Annotated in this window: 13 protein-coding genes; 2 read left to right on the top strand and 11 right to left on the bottom strand. The window is 47.2% G+C overall.

Going from position 1 to position 13811, the window contains the following annotated elements:
* Positions 1-12 precede the first annotated feature (12 nt).
* The 3 genes from KJB35_RS23260 to KJB35_RS23250 are packed head-to-tail and all read right to left on the bottom strand — an operon-like array spanning position 13 to position 2562.
* The gene (locus KJB35_RS23260; protein WP_005373267.1) at positions 13-141 is read right to left on the bottom strand and encodes a DUF2474 domain-containing protein; all 129 of its coding nucleotides are present in this window, start codon (positions 139-141) and stop codon (positions 13-15) included.
* A gap of 20 nt (positions 142-161) precedes the next feature.
* Positions 162-1169, bottom strand: a complete 1008-nt coding sequence (cydB, locus tag KJB35_RS23255; protein WP_005373265.1) for a cytochrome d ubiquinol oxidase subunit II — start codon at positions 1167-1169, stop codon at positions 162-164.
* A 28-nt stretch (positions 1170-1197) separates the two neighbouring features.
* Positions 1198-2562 (bottom strand): cytochrome ubiquinol oxidase subunit I, encoded by a 1365-nt coding sequence (locus KJB35_RS23250; protein ID WP_005373264.1) that lies wholly within the window; start codon positions 2560-2562, stop codon positions 1198-1200.
* Positions 2563-2698: 136 nt separating this feature from the next.
* Here KJB35_RS23250 and KJB35_RS23245 point away from each other — a divergent pair, with 136 nt between their 5' ends.
* Positions 2699-4132: a PLP-dependent aminotransferase family protein gene (locus KJB35_RS23245; RefSeq protein WP_005373261.1), complete on the top strand. Its 1434-nt coding sequence runs from the start codon at positions 2699-2701 to the stop codon at positions 4130-4132.
* Between the two features lie 9 nt (positions 4133-4141).
* Here the strand turns inward: KJB35_RS23245 and KJB35_RS23240 are convergent, their stop codons facing one another.
* Positions 4142-4690 (bottom strand): sugar O-acetyltransferase, encoded by a 549-nt coding sequence (locus KJB35_RS23240; RefSeq protein WP_005373259.1) that lies wholly within the window; start codon positions 4688-4690, stop codon positions 4142-4144.
* A gap of 337 nt (positions 4691-5027) precedes the next feature.
* Here KJB35_RS23240 and KJB35_RS23235 point away from each other — a divergent pair, with 337 nt between their 5' ends.
* On the top strand, positions 5028-5894 hold the full coding sequence (locus KJB35_RS23235) for a mechanosensitive ion channel family protein (protein WP_005373258.1): 867 nt from the start codon (positions 5028-5030) through the stop codon (positions 5892-5894).
* Between the two features lie 97 nt (positions 5895-5991).
* On the opposite strand, the gene KJB35_RS23230 is transcribed toward KJB35_RS23235, so the two are convergent.
* The 7 genes from KJB35_RS23230 to KJB35_RS23200 form a co-directional block, all read right to left on the bottom strand.
* Entirely contained in the window at positions 5992-6312 is a 321-nt protein-coding gene (locus KJB35_RS23230) for a DUF1840 domain-containing protein (RefSeq protein WP_005373256.1), read from the bottom strand.
* A 173-nt stretch (positions 6313-6485) separates the two neighbouring features.
* Complete coding sequence (locus tag KJB35_RS23225; protein WP_062731026.1) at positions 6486-7388, bottom strand: hydroxymethylglutaryl-CoA lyase; 903 nt, start codon at positions 7386-7388, stop codon at positions 6486-6488.
* Positions 7369-9417: an acetyl/propionyl/methylcrotonyl-CoA carboxylase subunit alpha gene (locus KJB35_RS23220; protein ID WP_285358023.1), complete on the bottom strand. Its 2049-nt coding sequence runs from the start codon at positions 9415-9417 to the stop codon at positions 7369-7371. The genes KJB35_RS23225 and KJB35_RS23220 overlap by 20 nt, the downstream gene beginning before the upstream one ends.
* A complete protein-coding gene (locus KJB35_RS23215; protein WP_054702315.1) occupies positions 9410-10192 on the bottom strand; it encodes an enoyl-CoA hydratase-related protein in 783 nt (260 codons plus the stop codon). The genes KJB35_RS23220 and KJB35_RS23215 overlap by 8 nt, the downstream gene beginning before the upstream one ends.
* Before the next feature lie 104 nt (positions 10193-10296).
* Positions 10297-11904 carry a carboxyl transferase domain-containing protein gene (locus tag KJB35_RS23210; RefSeq protein ID WP_054702312.1) on the bottom strand — a complete coding sequence of 536 codons (1608 nt, stop codon included), beginning with the start codon at positions 11902-11904 and terminating at the stop codon, positions 10297-10299.
* A 115-nt stretch (positions 11905-12019) separates the two neighbouring features.
* Positions 12020-13189 carry an isovaleryl-CoA dehydrogenase gene (locus tag KJB35_RS23205; RefSeq protein ID WP_054702308.1) on the bottom strand — a complete coding sequence of 390 codons (1170 nt, stop codon included), beginning with the start codon at positions 13187-13189 and terminating at the stop codon, positions 12020-12022.
* Positions 13190-13234: 45 nt separating this feature from the next.
* Complete coding sequence (locus KJB35_RS23200) at positions 13235-13621, bottom strand: MerR family DNA-binding transcriptional regulator (RefSeq protein ID WP_005373242.1); 387 nt, start codon at positions 13619-13621, stop codon at positions 13235-13237.
* Positions 13622-13811 lie beyond the last annotated feature (190 nt).

Below are 13811 nucleotides of genomic sequence, written 5' to 3'. Positions count from 1 at the left end.
AAAAGTGCCGAGCTAAGATTTTAACCCGGCAGCGGTCATCATGACGCGAAATAACATAGACACTAACCCTAATGCAGCGACGCTAACGACCCAAATTCCAACCATCCAAGCCCATTGGCGGCACCAATTTTTGATTTTCATACTCACTCCTTATCAACTCGTTAATGGTACGCTTCGCCTTCTTTTACTTTTCCGGAGAAGACGTAGTAACTCCAAAAGGTGTAAGCCAGAATGATCGGGATGATGATCACTGCTCCAACGAGCATAAAGCGCTGACTGCTTGCAGGAGCCGCTGCTTCCCATATTGATATGCTAGGAGGAATGATATTTGGCCAGATACTGATGCCAAGCCCAGCGAACCCGAGAATCACGATCACCAATGCCATCACGAAAGGGCTGCGCTCTTTACGCTTTTTAACGGAGTCGGCAATCTTCAAACATACCAGCCCAGTAATGACAGGTACGGGCAGTAAGTAGAACAAATTAGGCAGAGAAAACCATCTTTCCGCAATGGCAGGGTAAGCAAGTGGAGTCCAAGCGCTCACAATGACTAATGCGGAGATCATTGCCAGTAGTGTTTTGTTAGTGAAGCGGTACATCGTGTTTTGCAGTTCACCTTCCGTCTTCATGATGAGCCATGTGCTACCAAGCAGCGCGTACGTTGCGACTAAACCCAAACCACAAAAGATGGGAAAAGGGCTGAGCCAGTCGAGTTGGCTACCTACGAAGACGCGGTTTTCCACCGCAAAGCCTTGAATTACCGCGCCAACAACGATGCCTTGGAAAAACGTGGTTAAAATCGAGCCGACCATAAAAGAGCGATCCCAGAACTTTAAGTGGCTTTCCAATGCTTTAAAGCGAAACTCAAACGCGACGCCACGAAAGATCAAAGCAATCAACATCAACGTTAAAGGGATGGTTAGCGCTTCAATAATCACAGCGTAAGCCATCGGAAAAGCGCCAAATAGAGATGCGCCTCCAAGTACAATCCAAGTTTCGTTACCGTCCCAAACAGGTGCGACACTGTTGACCATGACGTCTTTTTGCTTTTCATCCTTGATGAAGGGCATCAGTACTCCAATACCCAAATCGAAGCCATCCATGATGATGTACATCAAAGTGGCAAAAACGATGATCGCGAACCAAATCACGGATAAATCAAAATGCATATTTTCTACCTTCACTTTGTGACAAATTCTAAATGCGACCTGAAACGGTCGTCATGTCGTGCTCATCGTGTTCGATTGCATCGGGGCCTTTCTTGATTTGGTGGATCATGTAGTAATAACCAAAACCAAATACCAAGCTGTATACAACAAGAAAACACAGCAGGCTGATGCTCATTTGTAGGTCTCCGTGTGCAGAAACCGCATCACGCGTTTTTTGTACGCCATACACGACCCAAGGTTGCCGACCAACCTCTGTCGTAAACCAGCCAGCGAGTATTGCGATAAGACCAGATGGCCCCATAAACAATGAAAACTTGAGGAACCAACGCGAAGTATAAAGCGTGTTCTTTTTTCGTAACCATATGCTGTAGAAGCTCTGAAAAATCATCAGAAGTCCTAGCCCGACCATGATTCGAAATGACCAAAAGACGATAGGTGAGTTCGGTCGTTCCTCTTTCGGGAAGTCTTTCAGCGCCGGGATTGGCTCAGTTAAACTGTGGCGTAGGATCAAACTTCCTAAAACAGGAATTTCTAAGGCATAGTCTGTGCGTTCTTGTTCCATGTTTGGCATGCCGAACAATATCAATGGGGTTGGTTTGCCATCGCTGTTATCCCAATGTCCTTCGATGGCAGCGATTTTGGCGGGCTGGTGTTCCAGAGTGTTTAGCCCGTGCACATCGCCAATCACGGCTTGGAGTGGCGCAAGGAACACTAAGATCCCGAGCGACATCGAAAACATGGTTTTTACCGCAGTCGATTGATTGCCTCTCAATAAATGCCAAGCGGCTGACGCGCCTACAAAGAGTGCTGAACTGACGAAAGCCGCGACGCTCATGTGCGCCAAACGATAAGGAAATGAAGGATTGAAAACGATAGCAAACCAGTCGGTTGGCACCACACGTCCGTCGACAATTTCATAGCCTTGTGGCGTTTGCATCCAACTGTTGGAGGCGAGAATCCAGAACGTCGAAATGATCGTTCCTAACGCCACCATCGAGGTTGCAAAAAAGTGCAGCTTTTCGCCGACGCGACGCCACCCAAACAGCATTACGCCAAGAAATCCGGCTTCGAGAAAGAAAGCCGTTAACACTTCATAAGTCAGTAATGGGCCTGTGATAGAACCAGCGAAGTCGGAGAAACCACTCCAGTTGGTGCCGAATTGATAGGCCATGACAAGACCAGATACAACACCCATTCCAAAGTTAACCGCAAAAATTTTCGACCAGAAGTGATAGAGCTTTTGGTAATCGGGATTACGTGTTTTTAGCCATAAGCCTTCCAGCACGGCGAGATAGGTGGCCAAACCTATGGTGATAGCGGGGAAAATAATATGAAAGGATACCGTAAAGGCGAACTGTATCCGTGCAAGCATAAATGCGTCGAGGCCAAACATTAAACTTCCTTTGATCTTTTAAGTTTTATGAGAGAGCTATTTTAAAAGGAGCGGAATGAGGGAAGTAGGTACAGACAGTGACTATAAACCTATAACAGATTAAATATTGAAGTGTTATTATTTTGAATTCGGCTTTATGGAAGGGGATTTGCGTTTGGCGAAGTATCAAGAGTTAGTGGAACAGCTTAAAAGGCAGATAAAATCGGGGATATGGCATCCGGGTGACAAGCTGCCTTCGCTGCGTCGCCAATCTGAACACTCGGGTTTGAGCTTGATGACGGTGTTGCACGCGTATCAAATTCTGGAATCTCAAGGCTGGGTAACGTCACAGCCGCGATCTGGTTATCGAGTCGCGCCCAATATTAAGAGTTCAAATGAACCCCAAGCGCCAGCCGCGGTTTCGTGGACAGAGCAGGTAGACATCAATGAGTTTATCTTTGATGTTCTGCAGGCGAGCAAAAATCCATCCATGATCAATTTTGGCTTTGCCTATCCAGACCCAAGTTTGTATCCACGCTATCACGTGAATCGGGCGATGAGCGCAGCCGCTCGCAATATGCCGATTTCCACCACCTTTGATAACTTACCGCCGGGAAATGAACAATTACGCACCATCATCGCGAAGCGTTATGCTGCGAAAGGCATTGAAATTTCACCCGATGAAATTGTCATTACGGCAGGCGCGCTGGAGGCGTTAACGCTCAGTTTGCAAGCTTGTACAAGACCGGGAGATTGGGTGGTTGTGGAGTCGCCTGCATTCTATGGCGCTTTGCAATCCTTAGAGCGGTTAGGTTTGAAAGCGCTCTCAGTAAGAACAGACCCAGTCACGGGCATTGACCTAGACTCATTGGAACGAGCGCTGCAAACACACGATGTGAAAGCATGTTGGCTGATGTCGAACTTCCAGAATCCTCTGGGTTTTACGCTTTCCAACGAGAAAAAACAAAAGCTGATTGAACTGACACAGCGATATAACGTGCCAGTAATTGAAGATGATGTGTACAGCGAACTGCATGCCGAGAATGACTCGGTTTACCCACTAAGAATGTTTGATGACACGGGTAATACCATGTTGTGCTCCTCGTTTTCAAAATCATTAATCGCAGGGCTACGTATTGGTTGGGTTGCGGCGGGAAAGCGGGCGCTAGAGGTACAAAAGTTACAGCTAATGAGTACATTAGCGACGAGTGCACCAGTGCAAATGACATTGGTGCACTATTTAACAAGCCGCAATTATGAATCGCATTTGAAGCAGTTACGGAAAAAGCTGTTTGAACGTAAAAGTAAGATGACGGTTCTGCTTAGTGAGCTGTTACCTGAAGCAGTCAAAGTGTTAAGCCAAAGCGGTGGGTACTTTATTTGGTTAGAGCTCCCCAAGCATATTGATGCCTTGCCGATATATCGAGAAGCACTAAAAGGTAATATCAGCATCGCACCGGGAAAGATGTTCAGCCTGACAGAACAATACGATCACTGTATTCGTCTTAACGCTTCTTTTGAGCTCAATGACAAATATGTTCATGCTCTCAATCTGCTCGCTAATATTATTCGCGATCATTTGGCGAAATAGCGACTTTCTTCAGTTTTTTGGTTTAATGGAGCGCGCCGGATTTCCAACAACTCGATCGCCCGGCGCAACGTCTTTGGTTACGACAGAGCCAGCGCCGACGACGGCCTCATCACCAATGGTCACGCCTGGCAGTATGATAGCGCCCCCACCAATCCAAACGTTATTGCCGATTTTTACCGGTTTGGCGATCTCATCTCCGGCTAAGCGTCTTTGCGTATCGAGTGAATGAGCGGCTGTGTAAATTTGCACTCTAGGCCCAATCATGACGTTCGCGCCAACCTCAACCTGTCCATTGTCCAGAATAATGGCATCCCAGTTGATGTAGGTGTTTTCTCCGATGGACAAGTGACAACCGTAGGTAAGTTGTAGCGGTGGCTCTATACAGGCGCTATTTTTTAATTGGACGCCCATTTCCGCCAATAGCTGTCTACGGATATCTGGGTTTGGTTCGTGGTTAAACTGGAAGACAAGCTGCGCAGTTTTGGCGCGCATTAGCTTTAGTTCTTCATCCAGACAATTATAGGTTTCTCCAGAGCGCATCCGAGTCAGTTCTGACATAACAATCATTCCATCAATATAAATTGCAATAAGGTGCATAATAATAAGTGAGAGTGATTCGAAGTGAAAATTTGACGCTTAAAAATCAGAAAGTTATCACTGATTTGCCTTGCGTATCCAGTTGGTTGATTGGCTCGTTTAGTTCACAAAGACGTGCTCCCTAAATGGCTTAATCGGTTGAAGCCAAAGTGGGAAACCACTCGAAGCGTTTTACGTAGATTACAATATAGTTAATAAGAAGAACTTAGTTGAGCCGCTTGCGCTATCGATTGACCTAAAAATTTAAGACTTATGCGCTCTGGCTTGCTGGCAACGATGAATCAAGAGTGAGCACTTTATGTTCGAACGGGTCATTTCATTTTTAGAAACAACGCTGTTTACCTTTAACGAACAACCTATCACGTTATGGGCGATATTGATGGTGCCGACATGGGTGATTGTCGCTTTATGGTTATCAAAAATTTTGATCAAAACCGTTACGTCAAGAATGTCCTCATCGGGGAAAGACCCAAACGTGATTCATTTGGTTAAACGGATATTATTTGTCATCGCTCTCGCCATTATTTTTATGACCACACTTTCGATGATCAATGTGCCAATTACCGCGTTTGCCTTTCTGTCTGGTGCCATCGCTATCGGCTTCGGTTTTGGTGCGCAAAACATTATTAACAACTTCATAAGTGGCTGGATTTTGATTGGTGAAAAGCCAATTCGAATTGGGGACTTTTTAGAGGTTGAGGGCGCCAAAGGCACTGTCGAGCAAATAAATACACGTTCAACGAGAATCAGACGAACCGATGGTGTTCATATGCTCATACCCAACAGTCAGTTGATTGAGAACGTGGTGATCAACTGGACGTTATGCGACAGATTAGTTCGTGGCTCGGTCGTCGTCGGCGTCGCGTATGGGAGCGATGTCAAACAGGTTGCTGCCTTAATGGCGGAAGTGACTTCGCAGCAAGCGCAAGTTCTGAGTTCGCCAGCGCCAGATGTGTTTTTTCAAGACTTTGGTGACAATGCTTTGATCTTCGAATCTTATTTTTGGATTAACTCAACGGTTGAGGGCGGTATTCGCTCGGTCGCAAGTGCCATGCGTTTTGAAATCTACGAAGCTTTCGAAAAGCACGGCATTGAAATCGCGTTTCCACAACGAGATGTGCACATTGATGGGCAAATAAAGTTGTCTAGGGAGAGAAACGGATAGGGCGATAAGCGGTATTGGTGTTCTTATCTTGGTGTCGAGTAACCATAGCGAGGCGGTCACAACACGGATTCACCTCGCTAGAAACAAGTTGAAGGCGTTATTGGTTGTCCCACATGACTTCGCATTCTTCTTTGATTGCTGATTTTAGCAACTCAATCAGTGGAAACGCTCTGCGTCCTAGGCTTACCGCGGGCTCTGCTTGTTCTTCCTCTTCGTCTACATCAGTAGGGAGGTTTTCTTCAGCTGCATTTTTCGCAGATAGAGCAGAAGTTAATCTTGATAGCGCGTCAGGAACATCTTGAGCGGAAATTGATCCCGGCACCGTGCCGCTGTGACCCATCATTTTGAGCATATCTAATGCAATATCACCAAACATTGTGACGTTTGAGTGGCTTCGACAACGAAATGTTATGAGCATTTACCTGATCCTGTTTTATATGTTCGGTTTGAAACTAAATTGTAGCTGAAATCAGACACTAATTAATGTGATGAAGACCGTTGAGCGTCAAGGTTTTTATGAGTAACAACAAAAAACGGGCACGTACGTCTGCATGCCCGTTGAAATACATTACCTGATTGGTTGTTGATGATTTACAAGCTATACGGATCGCCCAGAGCTAATGCGACCCTAGAAGCAGGAGACTTTCCTAACGCACGGCAAATTTGCCAACCCGCTTCATTGATGACGCCAAGGTCAACGCCTGTTTCAATCCCAAGTTGCTCACACAGATAAAGTACATCTTCCGTTGCAACATTGCCACTGGCTCCTTTCGCGTAAGGGCAGCCGCCGAGCCCCGCTACTGCGCTATCAATGGTGTTGATGCCCATTAACAAGGCTTGGTAGATATTGGCTAATGCTTGTCCATAAGTGTCATGAAAATGTACTGCGAGCGCGTCTTTTGGCAGTAGCGTTAACAACGAATCCAGCATGGCGATAACGCGATTAGGCGTTGCTTTACCGACAGTATCACCGAGCGAAATCTCATAACATCCCATATCAAACAACGTATTGGCGACCTTGGTAGTTTGCTCTGGCTTGATTACTCCCTCATATGGACACACCATGGTACAAGACAAGTACCCGCGTACAGGAATGTTGTGCTGGTTCGCCAATTCGATAACGGGTTCAAATCGAGCGAGACTTTCGGTAATGCTGCAGTTGATGTTCTTCTGGCTGAACGTTTCTGAAGCGGAGCCAAACACCGCAATTCGCTTTACACCGCTTTCCAGCGCACGTTCTAACCCTGCGAGATTTGGTGTGAGCGCGCTATAAACCACTTCAGGCTTTTTTGAGATACCAGCAAACACCTGATCGGAATCGGCCATTTGAGGCACCCACCTTGGAGAGACGAAAGATCCAGCCTCAATATGCTTTAAGCCACTGCTGCTTAGTTGGTTAATCAAACGGATTTTATCAACCAGCGTCACTGCCGTTTCATTTTGCAGACCATCACGAGCGCCGACTTCGACGATATTAACCTTCGCTGGTAGCATATTCGCGCTCCTTATCTTCACTGACGTTATCCGATATCAAAGACAAATTCAGCAGGATGGAACCGTGCTGTACTTGGTCCCCGTGCTGATAAAACAATTCGTCGACTTTTGCTGCTACCGGAGCCGTGATGGTGTATTCCATTTTCATTGCTTCGAGTACCAAAAGCGGATCGCCCGCCGCCACTTCGTCACCTTTAGCCACCATAACTGCTGAAATTATGCCGTTGAGTGGTGCGGTTGGACTTAGTTCATCATCTACATCTTTTGCAGAGTCAAAGTTAGGTTGATGAGCGAACGTGCGCTGCTGACCAAGATAAAATAGTGTTGTCTTTTGTTCGTTGCTAAGTGCATTAAAGGTGTAACGCACATTATCAATATCGACGATAAACTGGTTGTCACTTTCAAGCAGGATGACCTGATGCAGCTCCTCACCACATCGGACAGTGAAGTGAGTTCCTGTATCTTGCGATGATTGTTGCAAACGTACCTGATGGTTGGCATTGGCATCCGTGAAGTTAAATCGGTAAACGTTGTCAACTGACAGTCTAAAACCTCGTCTGGTTGGCGCGGGTAACGTTGAGCTGTCTGATTTTGAAATGAGATCATTCCAGCGAGCAACCGCCGCCAATGTAAACCAGATTGAATCCGACACGTCTTGCTGCTCATTTATGCCTTGTTGATGTGTGACGATGAAACCTGTATCGAGCTCAATCTCGGCAAAGGCTGGCTGCGAAATAATACTGTGCAGATAACCAATGTTTGTCGTTACTCCACGTACGTGATATTGAGTTAACGCCTGCTTAATCTGCTTTAGAGCGATATCACGAGTTTGCCCCCAGACGATCAGTTTGCTGATCATTGGATCGTAATATTCGCTGATGCTATCGCCTTGGGTAACACCACTATCAACGCGTACGCACGCTAGGCGCACACTACTGTCTGATACGGGTTCTTTTAAGTAATCAATGCGGCCAGTCGACGGCATAAAGTCATTGTCTGTATCTTCTGCGTAAATTCGCAGCTCAATTGAATGACCGTTGTGGGTGATTTCAGATTGCGAAATAGGTAAATGCTCGCCAGCTGCGACTTTTAATTGCCACTCCACCAAATCAACGCCGGTGATCAATTCAGTAACAGGGTGTTCAACTTGCAGACGAGTATTCATTTCCATGAAGTAAAACTCACCGCGGCTATCGAGCAAGAACTCCACCGTGCCCGCGCCAACATAGTCGATCGCTTGAGCGGCCTGAACCGCAGCTTCACCCATTTGTTTACGCAGTTCATCACTAAGACCGGGAGCTGGTGCTTCTTCGACTACTTTTTGGTGACGGCGTTGAATGGAGCAATCGCGATCAGAAAGATAGACACAGTTGCCATGTTGGTCAGCAAATACCTGAACTTCAACGTGGCGAGGCTGCAATATACATTTTTCGATTAGAAGCTGCTTATCGCCAAAGCTTGAAAGTGCTTCACGCTGCGCACCGTCGATGGCCAGAGGCATTTCGGCTGCGCTATTGACCACTCGCATGCCTTTACCGCCGCCCCCTTGGGTTGCTTTAAGCATCACTGGGTAACCGATTTTTTCAGCTTCCGCTAATAAGTGCTCTACGCTGTTGTCTGTGCCGTGATAGCCGGGAACCAAGGGCACGTTCGCCTCTGACATGATTGCCTTGGCTTGAGATTTAGAACCCATTGCCTCAATTGCGCTGGTGGAAGGGCCAATAAAGGCGATGCCATTTTCGCTGCACGTTTTCGCCAGTTTCGGGTTCTCGGAAAGAAAACCATACCCAGGGTGGATAGCATCGGCTTGCCATTTTTTCGCAGCACCGATAATCGCATCGATATCGAGATACGATTCACTCGCCGGAGCGGGGCCAATGAATTCAGCGAAATCCGCTTGTTTAACATGTAAGCTGCTGCGATCCGCTTCGGAATAGACGGCAACCGTCTCGATAGCCATGGCTTTTGCGGTTTTAATGATTCGGCAGGCAATTTCACCGCGGTTTGCGATCAGTATTCTTTTAAACATGATTCCTCCAATTGGCGGCGCGCTTTTCAAAAAATGCAGCTAGTCCTTCTTGTCCTTCTGCGGACACGCGGGCGGTTGCAATAGCTTGGCTGGTGTATTCAATTAATGAATGCTCGATAGGTTGATTGTCACAACGTAAGCAGAGCGTTTTTGCTGCCTGCATGGCTTGTGGACCGTTGTTGAGCAGGTGATCAATGGTGCGATTGACGGCTTCACGTGGTTGAGCGTCTATCTGATGAAGAATACTCATCGATAGAGCGGTTTCGGCATCGATCATTTCCGCAGTCAAAAAGTAGCGTCGGCTTTGGCGTTGTCCAATCGCTCGAATTACGTAGGGTCCGATGGTCGCGGGCAATAAGCCGAGTTTCACTTCACTCAAACAGAAGCGGCTTTCAGGTGTGCCGATAGCGATATCGCAGCAGCAGATAAGCCCAAGTGCGCCACCAAATGCTGCGCCGTGCACCATAGCAATGGTTGGTTTGCTAAAGGTATCCAGTTTATGCAGGAGCATCGCCAATTGCTGTGCGTCTTGCAGGTTTTCACTCTCGGTTTTGGTGGCCATTGACTGCATCCAGCCAAGGTCTGCACCCGCAGAAAAGTGTTTCCCTTGTGCCGTTAATACTAACGCGCGTAGAGAGTCGTCTCGCTCAAGTTGTTCCAAGGTTTCGATAAGTGAAGCAATTAATTCATCATTAAACGCGTTGTGTTTTTCTGGTCGATTCAGGCTCAACCAGGCAACGCCATTGCTGTCTTTTTCAAGCAGTAGTCCGGTCATGTGACTTCCTTTGTCTGACATTTCAGTCTGTATTTCAATGCTCGCTAACCATTACTTGTTAAACATCGGTATTCGCGAGGAGTTAAGGTTTGCCTTGCATCCGACTACATACGGAAGATGCCAAATTTACTGTCTGGTATGGGCGCATTAAGCGCAGCAGACAGAGCAATGCCGACAACATCACGGGTTTTCGCAGGGTCAATAATGCCGTCGTCCCACAGGCGTGCACTGGCGTAGTATGCATGGCTTTGAGTCTGATATTGCTCCGCAATTGGACGTTTGAACGCTTCTTCTTCCTCTACGCTCCAGCTTTCACCTTTGCGAGTTTTGATATCGCGGGTCACTTGCGCCATCACGCCAGCCGCTTGCTCTCCACCCATGACGGAGATGCGCGCGTTTGGCCACATCCACATCATGGTTGGATCATAAGCGCGGCCACACATGCCGTAGTTCCCTGCGCCATACGAGCCACCAATAACCACGGTAAACTTCGGCACGTCTGCACACGCAACAGCAGTTACCATTTTCGCACCATGTTTGGCGATGCCTTCGGCTTCGTACTTCTGACCGACCATAAAGCCCGTGATGTTCTGTAAGAAGAGCAGAGGAATTTTGCGTTGTGCGCATAGCTCAATAAAATGCGCGCCTTTTTGTGCTGATTCCGAAAATAGAATGCCGTTGTTAGCGACAATGCCAATCGGCATACCGTGAATATGGGCAAAGCCACAGACCAAGGTTTCGCCGAACAAGGCTTTAAATTCATCGAACTGGGAATCATCAACAATTCGGGCAATGACCTCTTTAACATCAAACGGCTTTTTGAGATCGGTTCCGACGATGCCGTACAGCTCTTGGGCAGGAAAACGCGGCTCCAGTGGCGTTTTTTGCTTGAGTTGGACGGGTTTCAAGTGGTTAATTTGAGAAACCGCTTGTCTTGCCAACTCTAACGCGTGGTGATCATTTTCTGCGTAATAGTCCGCCACGCCAGAGGTGCGACAGTGAACGTCTGCGCCACCAAGATCTTCCGCGCTGACTTCTTCACCTGTCGCTGCTTTTACAAGAGGTGGACCTGCCAAAAAAATCGTGCCTTGTTCTTTGACTATGATGGATACGTCGCACATGGCAGGAACATAAGCGCCGCCAGCGGTACATAGCCCCATGACCACCGCAATTTGTGGAATGCCTTTGGCCGACATACGGGCTTGGTTGTAGAAAATACGGCCAAAATGGTCTTTATCTGGGAATACCTCATCTTGGCGGGGTAGGTTAGCGCCGCCAGAGTCGACTAAGTAAACACATGGCAGTTGGCATTTTTCTGCAATTTCTTGTGCTCTTAAGTGCTTTTTCACGGTGAGTGGGTAGTAACTGCCGCCTTTTACCGTCACGTCGTTCGCGACGATCATGCACTCGGTGTCATCAATCACACCAACACCCGCTACTACGCCCGCGCATGGAACGTAATCTGGATACACATCCCAGCCAGCAAACTGACCGATTTCTAGAAAGGATGAACTAGGGTCGAGTAGGGCAAGAATGCGCTCACGAACCGGAAGTTTACCTTTCTTCTGCTGATGGTCGCGGGCTTTCTCACCGCCGCCATCTTCGATTTGCGCAGTCACGGTATAAAGTTGATCTACAAGCGACGCCATAGAGCGGTAGTTTTCCTGATACTGCTCGGAATGGGTATTAATATTGGTCGTCAAACAAGCCATAAATAGCCGATCTCCATTCGGTAGACGGGTGTCACCACCCGTCTTTATTTAGGTTGAATAAGATTTAGATTGAATAAGGAAGTTGTTTCGAGTTCGAACCGCCTAGGTATGATGATTAGGCGCTTTCGTTAAACACTTCGCGACCAATAAGCATGCGGCGAATTTCTGAAGTGCCCGCACCGATTTCATACAGCTTGGCATCTCGCAACAAACGGCCCGTATCAAACTCGTTGATGTAGCCGTTACCGCCAAGTAGTTGAATCGCATCCAGTGCCATCTTGGTTGCCAGCTCTGCGCTGTAGAGGATCGCGCCAGCAGAATCTTTACGTGTGGTTTCACCGCGATCACAAGCGGCAGCGACGGCGTAAACATACGCTTTAGCGGCATTCATTTGTGTGTACATATCCGCGATTTTTGCTTGAACTAGCTGGAATTCACCGATGGATTTACCGAACTGTTTACGGTCGTGAATGTAAGGCACAACGATATCCATACACGCCTGCATGATGCCAAGTGGGCCGCCTGCAAGCACCACACGTTCGTAGTCGAGGCCGCTCATCAATACTTTCACGCCTTGGTTTTCTTCGCCGAGAATATTCTCCGCAGGGACTTCGCAGTTTTGGAAGACCAGCTCACACGTATTCGAGCCGCGCATGCCCAACTTGTCGAGTTTTTGTGCTTGAGTAAATCCAGGGAATCCGCGTTCCACAATAAACGCCGTGATGCCTTTGGAGTGCTGGCTTGGGTCGGTTTTTGCGTAGACAACATAGGTGTGTGCATCAGGGCCGTTGGTGATCCACATTTTGTTGCCGTTTAGCAGGAAAATATCGCCTTTACGTTCGGCTTTAAGCTGCATAGAGACCACATCAGAGCCGGCGCCGGGTTCACTCATAGCAAGGGCGCCGATATGTTCACCGGAGATGAGCTTAGGTAGGTATTTCTCTTTTTGCGCTTGTGTGCCGTTACGGTGGATTTGGTTGACGCAAAGGTTGGAGTGAGCGCCGTAACTTAACGCAACCGAAGCGGATGCTCGGCTGATTTCTTCCATAGCGATAACGTGGGCGAGATAGCCCATGCCTGCACCACCAAACTCTTCGCTGGTGGTCACACCTAAAAGACCCATGTCACCTAATTTGGACCAAAGATGGTTTGGAAAGTCGTTAGTTTGGTCGATAGATTGCGCTAGCGGCGCAATTTCTCTTGCTGCAAAACTATTGATTTGCTCGCGAAGCAAATCGGTATTTTCGTCATAAACAAAGTTCAGGGAAGAGTAGGTAGATTTCATTGCGTGTCCTTGCCTTTACGTCACCTACATCCCAGAGTTGAGGTGTTAGGTGACTTTTTCGCCTTTCATGGATCTCAGTGTGTTTTGGCATCGCAACTGCGCAGCATTTAACTCCATCATTACCGCTTGAATGTCGTTTGCTTGCTGTTGCAATGCTGCCTTCTTCTCTTCGATCAACCGAATCATATAGTTCAACTGCTCAGTACTTTGATCGGTATCGTAGAGTTCAAATAACTCCTTGATATCTGCAAGAGAAAAGCCCAATCGCTTACCTCGCAAAATCAGTTTTAGTCGAATTCGATCGCGACCATTGTAGATTCGAGTGTTGCCTTTACGTTCTGGAGTTAGGAGACCTAAATCTTCGTAGAAGCGAATGCTTCGAGTAGTAATGTCGAACTCTTTCGCGAGCTCGCTGATCTTAAATGTGTTCATTCCTTAACCTTACGACTTTCGTATAACATTCACATGAATATACAATTCGTTAACGTTAAAGTAAACAAACAACATCCACTCTTGAGCCTTGATATCACTCGCATTTACTCAAAATCAAAGAGTCACTCGAACAAACAATAACCTCAAACTTGACGTTAACGTAAATGTTAGTATAGTTATGACGTAAACG

This window comes from Vibrio sp. D431a (genome assembly GCF_030248655.1).
Taxonomy (GTDB): Bacteria; Pseudomonadota; Gammaproteobacteria; order Enterobacterales; family Vibrionaceae; genus Vibrio; species Vibrio alginolyticus.
This window is presented reverse-complemented; position numbering and strand designations above follow the sequence as displayed.

Excerpts from the sequence above, each read along its gene's own strand:
- KJB35_RS23220 (WP_285358023.1), bottom strand. The coding sequence starts at position 9,417 with ATGTTTAAAAGAATACTGATCGCAAACCGCGGTGAAATTGCCTGCCGA.
- KJB35_RS23200 (WP_005373242.1), bottom strand. The coding sequence starts at position 13,621 with ATGAACACATTTAAGATCAGCGAGCTCGCGAAAGAGTTCGACATTACT.
- KJB35_RS23245 (WP_005373261.1), top strand. The coding sequence starts at position 2,699 with ATGGAAGGGGATTTGCGTTTGGCGAAGTATCAAGAGTTAGTGGAACAG.
- KJB35_RS23240 (WP_005373259.1), bottom strand. The coding sequence starts at position 4,690 with ATGTCAGAACTGACTCGGATGCGCTCTGGAGAAACCTATAATTGTCTG.
- KJB35_RS23210 (WP_054702312.1), bottom strand. The coding sequence starts at position 11,904 with ATGGCTTGTTTGACGACCAATATTAATACCCATTCCGAGCAGTATCAG.
- cydB (WP_005373265.1), bottom strand. The coding sequence starts at position 1,169 with ATGCATTTTGATTTATCCGTGATTTGGTTCGCGATCATCGTTTTTGCC.
- KJB35_RS23225 (WP_062731026.1), bottom strand. The coding sequence starts at position 7,388 with ATGCTACCAGCGAAGGTTAATATCGTCGAAGTCGGCGCTCGTGATGGT.
- KJB35_RS23205 (WP_054702308.1), bottom strand. The coding sequence starts at position 13,189 with ATGAAATCTACCTACTCTTCCCTGAACTTTGTTTATGACGAAAATACC.
- KJB35_RS23230 (WP_005373256.1), bottom strand. The coding sequence starts at position 6,312 with ATGCTCATAACATTTCGTTGTCGAAGCCACTCAAACGTCACAATGTTT.
- KJB35_RS23215 (WP_054702315.1), bottom strand. The coding sequence starts at position 10,192 with ATGACCGGACTACTGCTTGAAAAAGACAGCAATGGCGTTGCCTGGTTG.
- KJB35_RS23260 (WP_005373267.1), bottom strand. The coding sequence starts at position 141 with ATGAAAATCAAAAATTGGTGCCGCCAATGGGCTTGGATGGTTGGAATT.
- KJB35_RS23235 (WP_005373258.1), top strand. The coding sequence starts at position 5,028 with ATGTTCGAACGGGTCATTTCATTTTTAGAAACAACGCTGTTTACCTTT.
- KJB35_RS23250 (WP_005373264.1), bottom strand. The coding sequence starts at position 2,562 with ATGTTTGGCCTCGACGCATTTATGCTTGCACGGATACAGTTCGCCTTT.